The 18,614-nt window shown below is 72.9% G+C and carries 15 protein-coding genes and 2 tRNA genes; 3 read left to right on the top strand and 14 right to left on the bottom strand.

Annotation, left to right across the window (positions count from 1 at the left end):
• Window positions 1-2: 2 nt before the first annotated feature.
• The 5 genes from ACH4D3_RS07985 to leuS form a co-directional block, all read right to left on the bottom strand.
• Window positions 3-2,588, bottom strand: coding sequence for a ComEC/Rec2 family competence protein (locus ACH4D3_RS07985; RefSeq protein WP_398317798.1), 2,586 nt, complete (start codon window positions 2,586-2,588; stop codon window positions 3-5).
• Complete coding sequence (locus tag ACH4D3_RS07980; RefSeq protein ID WP_398317796.1) at window positions 2,585-3,646, bottom strand: helix-hairpin-helix domain-containing protein; 1,062 nt, start codon at window positions 3,644-3,646, stop codon at window positions 2,585-2,587. The genes ACH4D3_RS07985 and ACH4D3_RS07980 overlap by 4 nt, the downstream gene beginning before the upstream one ends.
• A gap of 142 nt (window positions 3,647-3,788) precedes the next feature.
• Complete coding sequence (locus tag ACH4D3_RS07975; protein ID WP_398317793.1) at window positions 3,789-4,634, bottom strand: DegV family protein; 846 nt, start codon at window positions 4,632-4,634, stop codon at window positions 3,789-3,791.
• A gap of 91 nt (window positions 4,635-4,725) precedes the next feature.
• Entirely contained in the window at window positions 4,726-5,505 is a 780-nt protein-coding gene (locus ACH4D3_RS07970; RefSeq protein ID WP_398317790.1) for a hypothetical protein, read from the bottom strand.
• A gap of 168 nt (window positions 5,506-5,673) precedes the next feature.
• A complete protein-coding gene (leuS, locus tag ACH4D3_RS07965) occupies window positions 5,674-8,574 on the bottom strand; it encodes a leucine--tRNA ligase (RefSeq protein ID WP_398317787.1) in 2,901 nt (966 codons plus the stop codon).
• 536 nt (window positions 8,575-9,110) lie between these two features.
• Between leuS and ACH4D3_RS07960 the strand changes: the two genes are divergently transcribed.
• Entirely contained in the window at window positions 9,111-10,400 is a 1,290-nt protein-coding gene (locus ACH4D3_RS07960; protein WP_398317784.1) for a cytochrome b/b6 domain-containing protein, read from the top strand.
• Window positions 10,397-12,007, top strand: a complete 1,611-nt coding sequence (locus tag ACH4D3_RS07955; RefSeq protein WP_162833105.1) for an NADH-quinone oxidoreductase subunit NuoF family protein — start codon at window positions 10,397-10,399, stop codon at window positions 12,005-12,007. Before ACH4D3_RS07960 ends, ACH4D3_RS07955 begins: the two co-directional genes overlap by 4 nt.
• 56 nt (window positions 12,008-12,063) lie before the next feature.
• Here ACH4D3_RS07955 and ACH4D3_RS07950 read toward each other — a convergent pair.
• From ACH4D3_RS07950 to ACH4D3_RS07910, 9 genes are all read right to left on the bottom strand, one after another.
• Window positions 12,064-12,136, bottom strand: a tRNA-Ala gene (locus ACH4D3_RS07950).
• Window positions 12,137-12,232: 96 nt separating this feature from the next.
• Window positions 12,233-12,466 carry a hypothetical protein gene (locus ACH4D3_RS07945; RefSeq protein ID WP_003976229.1) on the bottom strand — a complete coding sequence of 78 codons (234 nt, stop codon included), beginning with the start codon at window positions 12,464-12,466 and terminating at the stop codon, window positions 12,233-12,235.
• Between the two features lie 378 nt (window positions 12,467-12,844).
• Window positions 12,845-12,917: transfer RNA gene (locus ACH4D3_RS07940), tRNA-Ala, on the bottom strand.
• A gap of 108 nt (window positions 12,918-13,025) precedes the next feature.
• Window positions 13,026-13,697: a histidine phosphatase family protein gene (locus ACH4D3_RS07935; RefSeq protein WP_398317782.1), complete on the bottom strand. Its 672-nt coding sequence runs from the start codon at window positions 13,695-13,697 to the stop codon at window positions 13,026-13,028.
• On the bottom strand, window positions 13,694-14,140 hold the full coding sequence (gene rsfS, locus ACH4D3_RS07930) for a ribosome silencing factor (protein ID WP_052838175.1): 447 nt from the start codon (window positions 14,138-14,140) through the stop codon (window positions 13,694-13,696). Before rsfS ends, ACH4D3_RS07935 begins: the two co-directional genes overlap by 4 nt.
• A 93-nt stretch (window positions 14,141-14,233) precedes the next feature.
• The gene (pdtA, locus tag ACH4D3_RS07925; RefSeq protein ID WP_398317780.1) at window positions 14,234-16,051 is read right to left on the bottom strand and encodes a polydiglycosylphosphate transferase PdtA; all 1,818 of its coding nucleotides are present in this window, start codon (window positions 16,049-16,051) and stop codon (window positions 14,234-14,236) included.
• A 16-nt stretch (window positions 16,052-16,067) separates the two neighbouring features.
• Entirely contained in the window at window positions 16,068-16,784 is a 717-nt protein-coding gene (gene nadD, locus ACH4D3_RS07920; RefSeq protein WP_003976224.1) for a nicotinate-nucleotide adenylyltransferase, read from the bottom strand.
• A gap of 59 nt (window positions 16,785-16,843) precedes the next feature.
• A complete protein-coding gene (locus tag ACH4D3_RS07915) occupies window positions 16,844-17,011 on the bottom strand; it encodes a hypothetical protein (RefSeq protein WP_398317778.1) in 168 nt (55 codons plus the stop codon).
• Window positions 17,012-17,108: 97 nt separating this feature from the next.
• Window positions 17,109-17,270: a hypothetical protein gene (locus ACH4D3_RS07910; protein ID WP_398317776.1), complete on the bottom strand. Its 162-nt coding sequence runs from the start codon at window positions 17,268-17,270 to the stop codon at window positions 17,109-17,111.
• Window positions 17,271-17,411: 141 nt separating this feature from the next.
• On the opposite strand from ACH4D3_RS07910, the gene ACH4D3_RS07905 reads away from it, so the two are divergent.
• Window positions 17,412-18,602, top strand: a complete 1,191-nt coding sequence (locus tag ACH4D3_RS07905) for a M48 family metallopeptidase (protein ID WP_398318929.1) — start codon at window positions 17,412-17,414, stop codon at window positions 18,600-18,602.
• Window positions 18,603-18,614 lie beyond the last annotated feature (12 nt).

Raw genomic sequence — 18,614 nt, 5'->3', positions numbered from 1 at the left:
CCTCAGTCTCCCGCCACCCGCAGCTCCCTCCCCCTCCCCGCGACCGCCACCGCCCCGTCCCGGTCCGTGCGCAGCACCGTCGCCCCCTGGGCGCGCAGTGCCGCGACGGTGCCGGGTGCCGGGTGGCCGTAGGTGTTGTCCTCGCCGCAGCTGATGAGCGCCAGACGCGGGGCGACCCGGCGGAGGAACGCGAAGTCCTGGTGGGCCGAGCCGTGGTGGGCCACCTTCAGCACGTCGACGCCTTTCAGCACCGCTGCCGCCGGGGAGCGGGCCAGCTCCCGCTGGGCCGGGGGCTCCAGGTCGCCGAGCAGGAGCACGCGCAGGCCCGCCGTCCGGACCAGGAGGGTGACGCTGGCGTCGTTGGGGCCGCCCTCGGTGCCCGGTGCGGTGGTGGCCGGTGGGCTCGGCGGGGGCCAGACCACCTGCCAGGACAGCGGGCCGGAGCGTCGCTGCTCGCCGGTGACCGCGTGCCGCACGGGGATGCGCCGGGCCCTCGCCTGTCTGCGGACGAACTCGGCCTGGTCGGCGGGCTCTTCGAGGGCGGTCGTCTCGATCGCGCCCACCGAGCGGCCCCGCAGCACCCCGGGCAGCCCGGCCACGTGGTCGGCGTGGAAGTGGGTCAGCAGGACGAGGGGCACGCGGGTGATGCCGAGGGCGCGCAGGCAGTGGTCGACGAGGGTGGGGTCGGGGCCCGCGTCCACGACCACGCCCGTCCCCTCTCCCGCCGCGAGGACCAGCGCGTCCCCCTGGCCCACGTCGCACATCACCATCCGCCACCCCGGTGGGGGCCACCCCTTGACCAGCCGGGCCAGCGGCGGCGGCTGCAGCACCGCGAGCACCAGCAGCACCGCGCAGACACCGCACCACCAGGGATGCCTCGGCAACCGCCGGCCGACGAGCAGCACGCCCACCGTGACCAGGGCGAGCAGCGCCGCCCCGGCCCAACTGCCCGGCCAGTCCACTCCCGCGCCGGGCAGCGCGGCCCCGGTGCGGGCGATCGCCGCGATCCACTCGGCCGGCCAGCCCCCGCACCAGGCCAGGCTCTTGGCCAGGGGCATCGCCGCCGGCGCCGTCGCCAGGGCGGCGAAGCCGAGCACGGTGGCCGGGGCCACCGCGAACTCCGCCAGCAGGTTGCACGGCACCCCTACCAGGCTCACCCTTGCCGACAGCACCGCGACCACCGGCGCGCACAGGGCCTGCGCGGCACCCGCGGCGGCCAGCGCCTCCGCGAGCCGGGGCGGGATGCGGCGCCGGCGCAGCGCCGCGCTCCACCGGGGAGCGAGCGTGAGCAGCGCCCCTGTGGCCAGCACGGAGAGCAGGAAGCCGTAACTGCGGGCCAGCCAGGGGTCGTAGAGCACCAGGAGCAGGACCGCCGTGGCCAGGGCCGGCAGGAGTGATCTGCGGCGTCCGGTGGCCAGGGCGAGCAGGGCGACGGACCCGCAGGCGGCCGCCCGCAGCACGCTCGGGTCCGGCCGGCACACGACGACGAAGGCCACCGCGAGCAGCGCTCCGAGCAGCGCGGTCGCCCTCAGAGGCAGGCCGAAGCGGGGGGCCAGGCCTCGGCGCTCACTGCGCTGGGCCAGGCCCGGCGGGCCGAGAAGCAGTGCGAGCACGATCGTGAAGTTGGCGCCCGAAACGGCCAGGGTGTGTGTCAGGTCGGTCTCCTTGAACGCCTCCTCCAGCTCCGGTGTGACGCGTGAGGTGTCGCCGACGACCAGGCCCGGCAGCAGCGCCCTCGCGTCCGTCGGCAGGTCCTCGGTCGCCTCGCGCAGGCCCTCCCGCAGCCGTCCGGCAAGGCGCTGCGCCGCCGACGGCGCCGCCAGCACGTCGGGAGGCCGTCGACCGGCGCGTACCCGCAGTACCGCGGCGATCCGGTCGCCGCGCTGCCTCGGGGGCGAGAGCCGTGCGGTGACGCGGAGCCGTGTGGTCGGCAGCAGAGTCAGCCAGCGGGCGGGTGCGGGCCGGGTGCGGGACCGCTCGTCCCCCTCGCCGACGTCGACGAGGACGAGCACTGGCGTCCGGGTCGTCACCGTCTTCCCGGCCGCCTCGCTCACCCGCCGCACGTCGGCCTCGATGAGCACCGTGGGCGGCACCGCGCGGTTGCCCCGGACGCGCGGCCGGGTGAGGCGGGGGTCGCCGGTGACCTCCACCTCGGCGGTGACGGTGGCGTAGTGCCGGGCCGCTTCGGGGACGGGCCCGCGGCGCAGGTCCGCTCCGTGCAGTGCGGCCGAGGCGGCGGACGCGGCGACGCACAGGAGCAGGGCGGCGACCGGTGCGCGGGACCGTCCCCGCGGCGACGCCGACAGCAGTGCCCCGGCCAGGAGCAGTGCGCCCGTCACCACGCCCACCGCCCAGCGGGCCGGCACGTCCAGCGTCACCGCCGCCGTCGCCCACGCCGCGAGGGCGGGTGGGACCAGGCGCAGGTCGGCGGGGCCCTCCTGCCGGGGGTGTGCCGCGCCCAGCCGGTGACCGGAGGCGGCGTGCACGGCGGCGCGCGGGGGCCTGGCAGGTGGCTGGTCGGCACCGGCCGGCCCGGCCAGCCCGTCCAGCCCGTGCGGCCGGTCCGCTCCGGTCATGTGCCTGCTCATGGCCGCACGAGATCCCGCAGGTCGGCGAAGCGGCGTTCGCCGATGCCGTTGACCTCGCGCAGTTCGGCGACCGAGCGGAAACCGCCGTGCCGGGTGCGGTAGTCGATGATGTGCTGGGCCAGGACCGGGCCGACGCCGGGGAGGGTGTCGAGCTGGTCGGTGGTCGCCGTGTTGAGGGAGACCGGTGCCGCGGGTCCCGCCGCACCCGTCGGCCCGCCCGGGGCGGGACCCGCTCCCGGCTGAGGCACGGGCGCGGGCGCTCCGACAATCACCTGTTCGCCGTCCACCAGGAAGCGGGCGCGGTTCAGTCCGTCGGTCTTCGTGCCGGGCCGGACCCCTCCGGCGGCCCGCAGGGCGTCCGCGACGCGTGAACCGGCCGGGAGGCGGTGGATCCCGGGTTCGCGGACCTTGCCGCCTACGTCCACCACGATCTCGGGCCCGGCCGTGGTCGTGGCCGCCACCTTGGGCCCGGGCCCGCCGGTCGTGTCGCGGCCCTCGCTCGTCGGTCCCGGTTTCCCGGCTCCGTAGGCCGCCGCCTCCCGCACCACCTCGGGGGCCGCCACCGGCTGGGTGCGGCCGGTCCAGAAGTGCTGGACCGCGAAGACCGCCGCGACGACGAGCAGCACCGAGAGCGCGGCCACGCTGCGCCGCTCCAGCCCGCACCGCGTCTGCAACCACAGCGGCATCCGCTCCCGCAGCGCCGAGCCGGCACGCTCCCGCCAGGTCGTCCCGGGGCCGGTGGGAGCGTCGGGGCCGGGCAGGGGTGGCCCCTTCCCCGTCTCCCCGTGTGCCCCCTCGTTTCCCGCGTGGTCGTATCCCCCGGCTCCCTCGGTGCGCTCGGCTCCCTCGGTGCGCTCGGCGAACAGTGTCTCCGCCCTTCGCCGCACCTCCTCCGGCGCCGCGTGCCGACGGCCGTGCCGGGCGTGGGAGCGGTGGCGGGCGTGGGTGCGGGAGCCGGGTGCGCGGCGGTGGGCGAGGCGGCCGTCGGAGGCCGGGGCGCGGCCCGGGCCGCTGGTCGCGGACGCGGTGCGGAAACGTGAGCGTGATCGAAGAGCCATGCGAGGAGGATCGGGCACTTCGGCGCCCCCGCGATGATCATGCTCAATTCCCGGGGACTACCCACGGGTTGTGGAAAACTCCGTCCCCCTCACGGGTGCGGCGACAGCGCCCGCCCCGCGTCGCCCAGCACACGGCACACGCTCACTGCGACGAAACCACGACCCCCAGCAGGCCCGGCCCCGTGTGCGCGCCGATCACCGCACCGACCTCACTCACGTGCAGGTCGGCCAACCCGGGAACCCGGTCCCGCAGGCGGTCCGCCAGGGCCGACGCCCGGTCCGGGGCGGCGAGATGGTGGACGGCGATGTCGACGGGCGCGCCGCCCGCCCGGTCGGCGGCGATCTCCTCCAGCCGGGCGATGGCCTTGGACGCCGTCCGGACCTTCTCCAGGGGTTCGATGCGGCCACCCTCCAGCCGCAGCAGGGGCTTCACGGCGAGGGCGGAGCCGAACAGCGCCTGGGCCGCCCCGATCCGGCCGCCGCGGCGCAGATAGTCGAGGGTGTCGACGTAGAAGTAGGCCGAGGTGCCCGCGGCACGCTTCTCCGCGGCCGTGACGGCCTCGTCCACCGTGCCGCCCGCCTCCGCCGTCTCCGCGGCGGCGAGCGCGCAGAACCCCAGGGCCATCGCGATCATCCCGGTGTCCACGACGCGGACCGGGACGGGCGCCTCGCGTGCCGCGACGACGGCCGCGTCGTGGGTGCCGGAGAGTTCGGCGGACAGGTGCAGGGAGACGATGCCGTCGGCGCCCGACTCGGCGATCCTGCGGTAGGTCTCGGCGAACAGCTCGGGGCTGGGGCGGGAGGTGGTGACGGGCCGCCGTTTCTGCAGTGCCTGGGCCAGGGAGCGGGTCGAGATCTCGGTGCCCTCCTCCAGGGCCCGGTCGCCCAGGACGACGGTCAGGGGTACCGCGGTGATGCCGTGCCGCTCCATCGCCCGGGCCGGGAGGTAGGCCGTTGAATCCGTGACGATAGCGACATGGCGGGACATGAGCTGGAGGTTACCTGGCGTAGTGCCGGTGCGGCAGTCCGGCCCCGGCGACCGGGCGTTCACAGGGTCGTGACCGGGTCGGCGGGGTCGGTCAGGTCGTGCTCTCCGGGCGGGCCTTCTTCTGCCACGGGTACACGGGGCTCGCGGCGGGCGGGGTGATGGCGGGCCGGGCGGGGTTTCCCTCCGCCGGCTCCCGCGCCGGGGCGTCCGGCCAGGTCTGCCGGGCGGACGCGGCGTCGGCAGGCGGCGCCTCGGGCCAGGACGGCGGCGCGGCGGGCGGTGTCTCCCCCGGGCCGGTCCCGGCCGCCGCCTCCGCCTGCGTCTTAGTCTCCGTCCAGTGCCGCAGGGCACCGGCCTCCATGTCGATCTGTGCGCTCAGCGAGTCCAGGTCGTCGTCCGCGAAGTGGCGGGCGCGGTCGCGGGCCGCCCAGCGCAGGGCGTCGGCCGACCGTGTGATGCGCTCGGTGCGCTCGCGCAGCCCGGGCAGGCGCTCGGCGAGGGTGGCGCGGTCCGGCTCGGACTCCAGGCGCCGCAGCTCGCCGTCCAGCTCGAAGCCGTGGGCGCTGAGCCGCTCGAAGAGGGTGAGGGACTCCTTGAGGGATTCGTCCTCGGCCACGCGCGCGTGCAGCGCGTCCTGCGTGGCCCGCATGGAGGTGCGCAGTGTCAGCCGCAGCTGTGCCAGCTCGGCCGCCGGGCCCACCTGGACCAGGGACTTGGCCCGCAGGGTGTGGTCCTCGACGGTGCGGCGGGCCTGGGAGATGCCGCGGTCCACGCTGCGCTTGGCGGCGCCGACGGCCTTCACCGTGGCGTAGACACCCAGCACGACGGCGAGCAGGAAGAGCAGGGCGAAGACGGTGAGCGCTGCTTCCACTGGGCTCCTCCTCCGAGCGTCCGGCCCGCGGGCCGGCCGGCCACGGCGCGGCACCCGTCGTGCCGCTCTTCCACGGTAAACGCAACGGGCAGGCCCAGGGTTCCGCGAGAACCCCGAACCTGCCCGCACCCGACCCGTAGGGGACGCCCTGGACGCCCCGGTCACCGCCTACGCCGGGACGATGTTCACCAGCTTCGGTGCCCGCACGATCACCTTGCGGATCCCGGCCCCGCCCAGCGCGGCCACCACCTTCTCGTCGGCCAGCGCGGCCTTCTCCAGGTCGCCCTCGGAGATGGAGGGGGCGACCTCCAGCCGTGCCTTGACCTTGCCCTTGATCTGGACGACGCAGGTCACCGTCTCGTCGACGACGTAGGCCGGGTCGGCGACCGGGAAGTCCTCGTGGACCACGGACGACTCGTGCCCCAGCTTGCGCCACAGCTCCTCGGCGACGTGCGGGGCCAGCGGCGCGACCAGCAGCACCAGGCGCTCGGCGACCGACCGCGGGACCGGGCCTCCGGCCTTGGTCAGGTGGTTGTTCAGCTCGGTGACCTTGGCGATGGCGGTGTTGAACCGCATGCCCTCCAGGTCCTGCCGTACGCCGTCGACGGCCTTGTGCAGGGCGCGCAGGGTGCCGGCGTCGATGTCGCCCTCCGCGACGTCCGCCACGGACAGCTCACCGGTGTCCTCGTCGACCACGTTGCGCCACAGCCGCTGCAGCAGCCGGAACTGGCCGACCACCGCGCGGGTGTCCCACGGCCGGGACACGTCCAGCGGGCCCATCGCCATCTCGTACAGGCGCAGCGTGTCGGCGCCGTACTCGGCGCAGATCTCGTCGGGGGTGACCGCGTTCTTCAGGGACTTGCCCATCTTGCCCAGCAGCCGGGAGACCTTCTCGCCCTGGTAGTAGTAGGCGCCGTCGCGCTCCTCGACCTCGGCGGCGGGCACCGCGATGCCGCGGCTGTCCCGGTAGACGTAGGCCTGGATCATGCCCTGGTTGAACAGCTTGTGGAACGGCTCGGCCGAGGAGACGTGTCCCAGGTCGAACAGCACCTTGGACCAGAAGCGCGCGTACAGCAGGTGCAGCACGGCGTGCTCGGCGCCGCCGACGTACAGGTCGACGCCGCCGTGCGGCAGTCCCTCGCGCGGGCCCATCCAGTACTGCTCGATCTCGGGGTCGACCAACTGCTCGCCGTTGTGCGGGTCCAGGTAGCGCAGTTCGTACCAGCAGGAGCCGGCCCAGTTGGGCATGGTGTTGGTCTCGCGGCGGTACTTGCGCGGGCCGCGCCCGTCGCCCAGGTCCAGGGTGACGTGGACCCAGTCCTCGTTGCGCGACAGCGGGGTCTCGGGCTTGGTGTCGGCGTCGTCCGGGTCGAAGGTGCGCGGGGAGTAGTCCTCGACCTCGGGCAGCTCCAGCGGCAGCATCGAGGCGGGCAGGGGGTGGGCGATGCCGTCCTCGTCGTAGACGATCGGGAAGGGTTCGCCCCAGTAGCGCTGGCGGCTGAACAGCCAGTCGCGCAGGCGGAAGTTGACGTTGCCCGCACCGGCGCCGGTGCGCTCCAGCCACTCGGTGACGCGCTCCTTGGCCTCGACGACACCCAGACCGTCCAGGGCGACGTCCGTACCGGAGGAGTTCACGATCTTCGCGTCGTAGGAGGCGAAGGCCTCGTCCCACGTCGACGTGTCGGTGCCGCGGCCGTCCGTCGGCTCGACGACGCACCGGACGGGCAGCTCGAAGGCCCGCGCGAACTCGAAGTCGCGGGAGTCGTGCGCCGGGACGGCCATGATGGCGCCGGTGCCGTAACCCATCAGCACGTAGTCGGCGATGAAGACCGGGACCTGCTCGCCGTTGACCGGGTTGGTGGCGTACGCGCCGATGAAGACGCCGGTCTTGTCCTTGGCCTCGGCCTGCCGCTCGACGTCGGACTTGGAGGCGGCCTGCGCGCGGTACGCGGCGACGGCCTCGGTCGGGGTGGCGTGGCCGCCGGTCCACGCGTCGCGGGTGCCCTCGGGCCAGGCGGCCGGGGTGAACTTCTCGACCAGCGGGTGCTCGGGCGCCAGCACCATGTAGGTCGCGCCGAACAGGGTGTCGGGGCGGGTGGTGAAGACGGTGATGCGCTCGCCGTCGACGGGGAAGTCGACGCGGGCGCCCTCGGAGCGGCCGATCCAGTTGCGCTGCTGCAGCTTGATCGCCTCGGGCCAGTCCAGCTGGTCCAGGTCGTCCAGCAGCCGGTCCGCGTAGGCGGTGATGCGCATGTTCCACTGGCGCAGCTTGGACTTGAAGACGGGGAAGTTGCCGCGCTCGGAGCGGCCGTCGGCGGTGACCTCCTCGTTGGCCAGTACGGTGCCCAGTCCGGGGCACCAGTTGACCGGCGCGTCGGAGGCGTAGGCCAGGCGGTACTCGCCCAGCACGTCGGCGCGCTCGGCCTCGCTCAGGCTGCTCCAGGCCCGGCCCGCGTGGCCCGGGACCGCCCGCTCACCGGACTCGAACTGCGCGACCAGCTCGGCGATCGGACGGGCCTTCTTCGCCTCGTCGTCGTACCAGGAGTTGAAGATCTGCAGGAAGATCCACTGGGTCCACTTGTAGTACTCGGGGTCGATCGTGGCGAACGAGCGGCGCTTGTCGTGGCCCAGACCCAGCCGGCGCAGCTGGCTCTGCATGTTCTTCATGTTGGCTTCGGTGGACACGCGCGGGTGCGTGCCGGTCTGCACGGCGTACTGCTCGGCGGGCAGGCCGAAGGCGTCGAAGCCCAGGGTGTGCAGGACGTTGTGGCCGGTCATCCGCTGGAAGCGGGCGAAGACGTCGGTGGCGATGTACCCCAGGGGGTGGCCGACGTGCAGGCCCGCACCCGAGGGGTACGGGAACATGTCCATGATGAACTTCTTGGGCTTGGCGACCAGCTCCGGGTCGCCCGCCAGGTCGCCCTTGGGATTCGGCGCGGCGTACGTCCCCTCGGCGTCCCAGAAGTCCTGCCAGCGTGCCTCGATCTCGGCGGCCATGGCAGCCGTGTAGCGGTGCGGCGCGGCGTCCGCCGACACAGGGGCGGTCGCCGCGGGGTTCGTCTCGCTCATGATCCTCAAAGCTCCATCGATCGTCTCTGCCAGCGGCTGCGACCTTCATGACCAGCGGCTGCGAAGGCCGGGAAATGAAAAATCCCCTCGCACAGGAGGGGACGCCGCGCCGATTCCGGCCACCGGACTACGACCGGGGTCGGGACTGATCAGCGCGGCTCGCTAAGCAGAAGGCGTACGGCACGCATGGCGTCAGGGTACCGCAGTCGCCGAGGGGGCCGCGACGGGCTTCCGCGCCACGCGCGGCCGACCGGAATCCGGGGCCCGGCATCCGGAAAACGGAGGCGAACCTGAACCAAGGTCAAAGGTTACTTCGCGTAACGACCACTAAGGGACACCAGCACGAGTGCGCTGTCATTTGATAACAACGCAATAACTCAAACCACCTACCCACGGGTATGGCGCCACTTAGAGTGCGGCAGCGGGACCGCTTTCCCGAACCGCTCCGGAGTTGCCCCCATGAACCCTCCCCCGATCCACCCTCGCGACACCAGTCCGCCGCCTCCCCTCACGTCCCTGACGTGGGGAGGCCCGTCGTGGTGACGAACGACAGCACGGTGGACGACACCTTCGCCCAGTTCCTGGACTTCGGCGCCGGCGTCCTCTCCCTCGTCTTCCTCAGCTGCTCGGTGATCTGGGGTCTGCTCGCCCAGGACCGGATCGTCCTCGACACCCGGCAGCGGATCCTGGCCCAGGCGGTGCACCGGACCACCGCGGTCGCCTCGGTCGTCTTCCTGCTGGTGCACATCGTGGTCAAGCTGGTCCTGGACCACACCACCTGGGTCGCCGCGGTCCTCCCGTTCGGACTCCTGGCCACGGAGGACGAGGCGTTCGGCGGCCGGGCCGTCCTCATCGGCTTCGGCACCCTGGCCAGCATGCTCATGATCTTCGTGGGGGTCACCGGAGCCCTGCGCAACCGCTTCGCCTCCCCGGCCCCGGTGGCGGCCCGCTGGCGGGCCATGCACATGCTGGCCTATCCGGCGTGGTGCCTGGCCCTGCTGCACGGGCTCTACGCGGGTCGCGCCGCCAAGCCGGTCTTCGTGGTCCTGTACGCCCTGTCCCTGGTCGGCGTCATGGCGGCCCTGGCGCTGCGCGCGGCGCCCCGCCCGGTCAAGCGCAGGGTCGCCGACCGGATCGCCGGCCTTCTCGGGACCGGGGAGCGGCCCGCCCGCGAGGAGGACGCGGAGGCGGCGGAGAGCCGACCGAGGGCCACCGCCGCCCTGCCCGGCTACGAGAGCGCCGGGCGGTCCCGGTCACGCGGCGCGTCCCCGTCCGCCCTGCGGTACGAACCCGCGGAGCGCGTGACCGCGCCGGAGCCCCCGAGCGGCTTCGCGGCGGCCTACCGTGCCGTGTCCGGCCCCCCGGGTGCGGGCCGGCCGCCGCTGACGGCCGACCCGGCCGCCTCCGCCGGGCTGCCGTCCGACCTGCGGCCCACCGAGGCGATGCCGGTGGTGGACGGCGGCGGCAGCACCTCGGGCAGCTGGCCCATACCGTCGCCGCCCCCGGTCGGCGAGGCACCCCCGTCGGCCTACGACCCGCTCAACGACACCGGACACACCATCCCGGTCTACGGCACCACGGAGGCGGCGGACCACTCCACGGCCTACTCCGCGCAGTACTCCGCGCCCCCCGCCTCGGGCTACGGCTCGAGTGACGTGTACGACACCAGTGAGACGAACGCGGTCTACGACACGTACTACCCCAGCGACACGTACAACAGCGGTCCCGCCCCCGAACCAACCCCCGGTGCGCCGTCGCCGTCCCACGACTTCGACGCACCGGGTTCCGGTGAACCTTGGAACACGCCTTCCGGAGGCTTGAATTGAACGAGGCCCTGCCCGACGTCCCGGAGGTCCGCGTGGTCGGGCTTCCCCAGCTCACGTCGGGCTTCGACCTTGTCGAGCGGCTTGACCTGCCGATGCACCTCAAGGTGCACGGACCGCTCGAACCGATGGGCGGGGAGCAGCTCGCGCAGCTCTCCGAACGCATCGGGCTGAAGGGCCGCGGCGGCGCGGGCTTCCCCTTCCACAAGAAGCTGCGCTCGGTCGCCGAGGCGGCGATCAAGCGCGGCGTACGCCCGGTCGTGGTCGTCAACGGCAGCGAGGACGAACCCGCCTGCCGCAAGGACACGGTGCTGATCAACCGCGCCCCGCACCTGATCCTGGACGGCGCGCTGCTGTGCGCCGAGGCGATGGGCGCCCGCACCCTCGTCATCGGGGTCACCCGCGAGTCCACGCAGCGCTCCATGGAGGCCGCCCTGGCCGAGCGCGGGCTCAGCAACGGCCGCCGGTCCGCCCTCCGCGCGCGCGTGCAGCGCAATCCGGTGCGCATGGTGACCGGTGCGGCGGCCTCGCTGATCCGCTCCATCGACGGCGGCCCGGCGATCCCGCCCGGCCGCAAGGTGAGCGCCTCCAGGAGCGGCGTCGGCGGCGCGCCGACCCTGCTGTCCAACGCCGAGACCTTCGCCCAGCTGGCCATCGCCGCCCGCATCGGCCCGGAGCGCTACGGCAACACCGGCCTGTACGACGAGCCGGGCACCGTGATGCTCACGGTCTCCGGGGCGGTGGCCCGGCCGATGGTGATCGAGGTGCCGACGGGCGTGCCGCTGCGCTACGTCCTCCAGCTGGCCGGCGCTCCGCCGGTGCCGCAGGGCGTGCTGACCGGCGGCTACCACGGCAAGTGGATCGACGCGGCGACCGTCGACGAGGCGATCGTCTCCCGCAACTCCTTGCAGCAGGTGGGCGGCTCGCTCGGCGCGGGCGCGATCCTGCCGATCGGTCAGGACACCTGCCCGCTGGGCGAGTCGCTGCGGGTGGCGCAGTGGCTGGCCGAGGAGAGCGCCGGCCAGTGCGGCCCCTGCTACCTGGGCCTGCCGGCCGCCGCGCGGGGCCTTGAGGACATCCTGAACGGCGGCGGCCCGGCCGCCCTGGAGGCGGTCAAGCAGGTCGCGCGGAACGTGAAGCGGCGCGGCGCCTGCTCGCACCCGGACGGCTCGGCGATGTTCCTGGAGTCGACCGTCAAGGCGTTCACGGACGACCTGGCCGCCCATGTCCTCGGCAACGGCTGCGGCCGGCCCGTGGAGGGTGTCCTGCCGCTCTTCGAGGGGGGCAGGGCCCCGACCGGCGTCCCCGGCGGCGGGGAGGAGAACGGCCCGAGCCGCCAGAAGATCTTCGTCGACTGGACGCTGTGCCGGGGGCACGGACTGTGCGCGGACATCCTGCCGGAGGTCTTCCAGCTGGGCGCCGACGGCTTCCCGACCGTCGCGCAGGCCGAGGTGCCGCGTTTCGCGGAGGCCAAGGCGGTGCGTGCGGTGCGTCGCTGCCCGGCGCTGGCGCTGCGCATCGAGGAGGACACCCGCGGGCAGGCGCCGTCCTCGCGCACCAACCTTCCGGTGCTCTCCCAGGGCCGGGGCCGCCGGGCGCTGGGCCGCTGAGGCCGCGGACGACGAAACCCCCCGGATCAGGGATCCGGGGGGTTTCATTTGAGATGTGGAGCTAAGGAGAATTGAACTCCTGACCTCCTGCATGCCATGCAGGCGCTCTACCAACTGAGCTATAGCCCCTTGTCCTTCATCCGCCCGGTCTCCCCGGCGGCGACGCCAACATTACACGGTCCACCGGGGCGAACACCAAATCGTTTCCGTTCCGTCCGGTTCGCCCTATGCCGTCACGAACGAGTAGAAGCGTTTGAGCGTGCAGTGCTCCTCCAGCAGCCGGCCGTAGATCGGCTCGCCCTCGAGTTCGCGGTACGTCTCGATGGGGTCGCCTTTTATGATCAGCGCCCGCGCGCATTCCTCGCACCAGTACTGGTAGTCGGGGTTGACCGGTTCCATGTCGCGCACGATGGGCGTGCCGCTGCCGCACCAGTCGCACTTCCGCCTGTGTGCACCCATCGATCAGCTCCAGCTGTGGCCGCAGGCCGTGCACACGTAAGAGATTCCGCCGTTGTCGCCGAGGACTTGGGCCACATGCCCGGAACCGCAGGAAGGACAGCTGAGGCGGGTGACCGTGTTCCTTGCCATCGCTCCGCCGAGGAGGTGACCGACCTCCTCGAGGATGCTCCCAGGCATCGCCACTCCCTCCCGTCGGGCCGCGGTCCCCTTCCGGCCGTTTGATTCTGCCACGGCCGGACCGGCCCGGTCAGCGACGCATCAGTACCGGTCCGGACACGGAGTCCCACCGACGTATACGCCTGTGGGACGCATGTTGCTCAAGCGGGCGGAGACGAAAAATCCCGCCCCCCGAAGGGGACGGGATTCGTCCGTGGGTTGTGGAGCTAAGGAGAATTGAACTCCTGACCTCCTGCATGCCATGCAGGCGCTCTACCAACTGAGCTATAGCCCCTGGTGCCACGCGACCCGGGCCGCATGGTCCTGCTCCTCGTCCGCTCCGCTCGGCGGGGCGAACAAGAAGAACTTTAGCCTGCGACCTGCCGGAAAGTGAAATCGCCGTTCAGACGTCGTCGCCGATCACCGGTTCGGGCAGCGTGCCGGCGTTGTGCTCCAGCAGGCGCCAGCCGCGGGCGCCCTCGCCCAGCACGGACCAGCAGCAGTTGGTCAGGCCGCCGAGGCTCTCCCAGCTGTGCGGTTCCAGGCCGAGCAGGCGGCCGATGGTGGTGCGGATCGTGCCGCCGTGGCTGACCACGACGAGGGTGCCGTCCTCGGGGAGCTTCTCGGCGTGCCGGAGCACCACGGGGGCGGCGCGGTCGGCGACCTCGGTCTCCAGCTCGCCGCCGCCGCGGCGCACGGGCTCGCCGCGCTTCCAGGCCGCGTACTCGTCGCCGTGCCGGGCGATGATCTCGTCGTGGGTCAGGCCCTGCCAGACCCCCGCGTAGGTCTCCCGCAGGCCCTCCTCCAGGGTCACCTCCAGGCCGGTGAGCACGGACAGCTCGGCGGCCGTGTCCGAGGCGCGCGCGAGGTCGGAGGCGACGATCGCGTCGGGCCTCAGGTGCAGGAGCAGCCCGGCCGCACGGCGGGCCTGCCGCACGCCGGTCTCGGTCAGTGCGACGTCCGTGCTGCCCTGGAAGCGGCGCTCCACGTTCCACGCGGTCTGGCCGTGCCGCCACAGGATGACGCGGCGGCCGCGGCCCGGCCTGCCCGCCGTCACCTCACCGGTGGCGCTCATCGCCAGTCCTCGTCGGTGCGCGTCGCCTCCTCGGCGGCCTGGAGCTTCGCGTGCTCCTCCGCCTTGCCGCGGGTCTCCTTGGCGTCGGCGGGCAGCTCCAGCTCGGGGCAGTCCTTCCACAGCCGCTCCAGGGCGTAGAAGACGCGCTCCTCGCTGTGCTGGACGTGGACGACGATGTCGACGTAGTCGAGCAGGACCCAGCGGGCCTCGCGGTCGCCCTCGCGGCGCACCGGCTTGGCGCCCAGCTCCTTGTTCAGCCGCTCCTCGATCTCGTCGACGATCGACTTGACCTGGCGGTCGTTGGGCGCGGAGGCCAGCAGGAAGGCGTCCGTGATCGACAGCACGTCGCTGACGTCGTAGGCGATGATGTCGTGCGCGAGCTTGTCGGCCGCCGCCTGGGCGGCGGCGTTGATGAGTTCGATGGAGCGGTCGGTCGCGGTCACTGCCTGGCTTTCGGGTCGGCGGTCGGTTGACCTCAAGGGTCTCACGACCGCCGACACGGGCCCACGCGAAAAAACCGTCCGCCCCTTTGGCCCCTACGACGCCGGCTTGTAGTCCTGCCCGAGCACCACCGAGACCCGCGCGTTCGCGGAGACCTTCCCCTGGGAGACGGCGTCGGTGGGCAGGCCCAGGGTCTTGGCGACCTGGACGGCGTTCTCCTTGTCGGCGGCCTCGGCGTAGACGACCTCCGAGGTGGCCTCGGTGCCGGAGGCGGTGCCGCCCGACACGAAGGTGAAGCCGCCGTTGAGGAGGACGACGCGGGCCTTGCCGGTGCGGTCCTCGACGCCGGTGGCGTTGCGGACGGAGACGCTGACGGCGGCATCCTTGTCGGGGCTCTTGGCGGTGCCGCCGAGGACGTCCTTGACCACGCTGTCACTGGCCTCGGCGCTGAGTCCGCCGCCGTCCTGGACGGGCAGCAGCGCGGTCTTGAAGTCGCCGCCCTTGGCGCGGTCGGAGAGCCCGGCGAGGAAGGTGCCGAGGTCCTTCTCGGTCAGCGGCGGGTCGAGGATCAGCCCGAGGGTCTGGACGGTGGTCGTCGCGCCCTGCGGGTCGGAGGACAGCTTGCGCAGGACGCCCTGCATGACCTGCCCGAACCGCTGGAGCTGGGCGTTCGCCTCCTCGCCCTTGGCGCTGTAGGTGGCGTAGGCGACGGCCATCTTGCCGCTGAGGGTCTGGCCCTCGCCCTTGTGCACGAGGGGGGCGGCGCCCTTGTCCTTGGACTCCGGGTCGGGGACGTCGGCGTCGGTGTCGACGTCGATGTTGCCGACCAGGTCGACGAGGATCTGGAGGTAGGGCGTGTCGAGCCGCCAGGTGCCCTCGATGTCGGTGCCGAGGGCGGAGTCGAGGGCGGTGCGGGTGGCGTCGGGGCCCTCGTCGTCGACGGACTTGGCGAGCGTGGTGGTACTGCCGTCGTCGCCGGTCAGGGCGAGCGCGTTGGGCACCAGCACGGCGGTGCCCTGCTTGGTGGTGGTGTTGTTCACCAGCAGCGCGGTGGAGGTGCCGCCGCCCTTGGTGTCGTGCAGGTGGACGGCGATCACGTCGCGCTTCTGGGCGCCGGCCGTCGTGGTGCCGCCGGTCTTGTCGTCGGAGGAGGACAGGCCGGGCAGCTTCCCCGCGTACCAGAGGTAGCCGACGCCGCCGACGGCGACCAGCGCCAGGACGACGACCAGGGCGACGATGCGCGAGCGGGCGCGCCTGCGGGCCTCCTCGCGGCGCTCGGTGCGGTTCTCCGTGAACTTCATCCAGTCGATGACGTCCTCGGAGTCGCCGGCCGGCTCCTCGACGAAGGCGAACTGCTCGGTGCGGTAGTCCCCGCCGGGTTCGGCCGCCTCGGCGGGGTCCGTGCGCTCCCGCTCCTCGGGCGGGCCCGCCTGCTGCGGGATGTGGGCGGTCTGCTCGGCGACCCGGGGCTGCGGGCCACTGGTCGCGGCCCGGCCGTACGGGTCGTACGGCGGCTGCGCGGGCTGCTGACCGGTGTCGTAGCCGCCCTGGTTGCCGTAGGGGTCGTAGGGCTGCTGGACGGGCGGCCGGCTGCCGGTGGCGTACGGGTCGTAGCCGTAGCCCTGCCGCCCGTACTGCTGCTGGCCGTACTGCTGCTGGCCGTACTGCTGCCCAGGCTGCCCGTACGGCTGCCCCTGCTGTCCGTGGTTCTGCCCCGGCTGTCCGTAGGGCTGCCCCTGCTGCCCCTGCTGCTGCGCGTACGGGTCGTACTGCTGCTGGTGGCCGGGCCGGCCGTGGCCCTGGGCCTGCCCCTGACCCTGCTGGGCCTGGCGGTACACGGGGCGGCCGTACTCGTCGTAGCCGACGAGTTCGTACTGGTCGTCGCCGTGTCCCGCGTCGTATCCGTCGTTCACCGGTGCCCCTCTCGGCTCACTCGCCGCGGTACAGGTGGCGTTTGTCGATATAGCGCACGACTCCGTCGGGCACCAGGTACCAGACGGGATCGCCCTTGGCGACTCTCGCACGGCAGTCCGTGGAGGAGATGGCGAGGGCGGGGACCTCGACGAGCGAGACGCCGCCCTTGGGGAGTCCGGCGTCCGTGAGGGTGTGGCCGGGCCGGGTGACGCCGATGAAGTGGGCGAGGGAGAACAGTTCCTCGCTGTCGCGCCAGGTGAGGATCTGGGCGAGGGCGTCGGCCCCGGTGATGAAGAACAGGTCCGCGTCCGGGTTGAGGGCGCGCAGGTCGCGCAGGGTGTCGACGGTGTAGGTGGGGCCGCCGCGGTCGATGTCGATGCGGCTGACGGAGAACTGCGGGTTCTCGACGGTCGCGACGACCGTCATCAGATAGCGGTCCTCGGCCGCGGAGACCGCGCGGTGGCTCTTCTGCCACGGCTGCCCGGTCGGCACGAACACCACCTCGTCGAGCTGGAACTGCGCGGCGACCTCGCTGGCGGCCACGAGGTGGCCGTGGTGGATCGGGTCGAAGGTGCCGCCCATGACGCCCAGGCGTCGCTTGCCGGCCGACGGGCCGTCGGCCGGACCGTTCACCGGGCCCTGGACCGGGCCGGTGGCGCGGGCGGGCACCGCGTTCTGCGTGCCGCGCGCCGGCGCGTGCGCCGGGCCGGTAGGCGTGTCGTGCTCTCCCATGCGAGCAGACCCTACCGGCCCGCCCGGAGTGACCCGGCCGCGCCCACGGAGCCGCGGGCTCAGCGGTCGCGGTTGAACCGGGTGGTGATCCACAGCAGAAGCAGCAGGATGACGAACGCGCCGATGCCGGTGACGTAGGGGCTGAGGCTCGCGTGGTTGCCGCCGTGCTCCTCGCCGCCCTCGGCGGCGAGGGTGACGAACTGGGCGGCGCTGAGGGGAAGGCTCATCTTCGGCAGGACCTATCCGGTGTGGGCGGGACAAGACGTCCGCTCATCGTATGCGGGCGTGCGAGGACCGGGGCGACCGGGGAACCTTCGGGTCGCCTCAGTCGTCCTTCTGCTTGTACCCCCGCAGCAGGAACCACCCGGTCAGCACACAGCCCGCCACCATGACGATCAGGACGATCCGGAGCAGATTCCCCGGCCCCTGCTGCTCGGCGGCGGTCGCGGCCCCGGCGAGCCAGTCGGGGTGCGGGATGTGCTGCATGGCGTGGACTCCTTCGACGTACTGCCCGTCCACGGTATCTCCGCCTAGGCTGGGCCCGGCTCCGGGGGCGCAAAGGGCCGCACAAGGGTTCGCAAAAACCATACGTACGTCCAGGTCACACATACGCGCATGGGGGAAGAGATGTCCGACGGCCACCACAACGGGCACGAGAACGTGCCGAGCAGGCAGCGCAGGCGCTTCCCCGGAATCTCCTCACGGGCGTACGAGCACCCGGCCGACCGCAGTGCCCTGGTGGCGCTGCGCAAGCTGAGCGGCTTCGACACGGTCTTCAAGGCGCTGAGCGGTCTGCTGCCCGAGCGGAGCCTCAGGCTGCTGTTCCTGTCCGACTCGGTGCGCGTCTCGGACCGGCAGTTCGCCCATCTGAACGTCATGCTGCGCGACGCCTGCTACATCCTGGACCTGGAGAAGGTCCCGCCGATGTACGTCAACCAGGACCCGGTGCCGAACGCGATGTGCATCGGCCTGGACGAGCCGATCATCGTCGTCACCACGGGCCTGGTCGAGCTGCTCGACGAGGAGGAGATGCGGGCGGTCGTCGGGCACGAGGTCGGGCACGCCCTGTCCGGGCACGCGGTCTACCGGACGATCCTGCTCTTCCTGACCTCCCTCGCCGTCCGGGTCGCCTGGATCCCGCTGGGCAACGTGGCGATCATGGCGATCGTGACCGCGCTGCGCGAGTGGTTCCGCAAGTCGGAGCTGTCCGCCGACCGCGCGGGACTGCTGGTCGGCCAGGACCTCCAGGCCTCCATGCGGGGCCTGATGAAGATCGCGGGCGGCAACCACCTGCACGAGATGAACGTGGACGCGTTCCTGGAGCAGGCCGAGGAGTACGAGGCGGGCGGCGACCTGCGCGACTCGGTGCTGAAGATCCTGAACGTGCTGCCCCGCTCGCACCCCTTCACCACCGTGCGGGCCGCCGAGCTGAAGAAGTGGGCGGCCTCCCGGGACTACCAGCGGATCATGGACGGCCACTACCCGCGCCGCGACGAGGACAAGGACACCTCGGTGCGGGACTCCTTCCGGGAGTCCGCGTCCCACTACGCCACGCATGTGCGCAGCTCCAAGGACCCGCTGATGAAGCTGGTCAACGACATCGCGGGCGGCGCCGGTGACCTCGGTGACCGGATGCGGCGGGGCTTCGGCGGCTTCACGGGCTCCCAGCCGAGGCCGCCCAAGGACGACGGCGGGCCGGCGCAGGGGCCGGGAGGATCCGAGGGACCCGAGGGATCCAAGGGACCCGAGGGGTCCGAAGGGCCCGGCGGCGACGGTCCGGAGTCCCCCCGGGACGGCTCGCCGCGCGACGGCGCCTGACCGCGTCCCGCG

The organism is Streptomyces sp. NPDC018026 (assembly GCF_044327745.1).
Classification (GTDB): Bacteria; Actinomycetota; Actinomycetes; order Streptomycetales; family Streptomycetaceae; genus Streptomyces; species Streptomyces rubrogriseus.
This window is presented reverse-complemented; position numbering and strand designations above follow the sequence as displayed.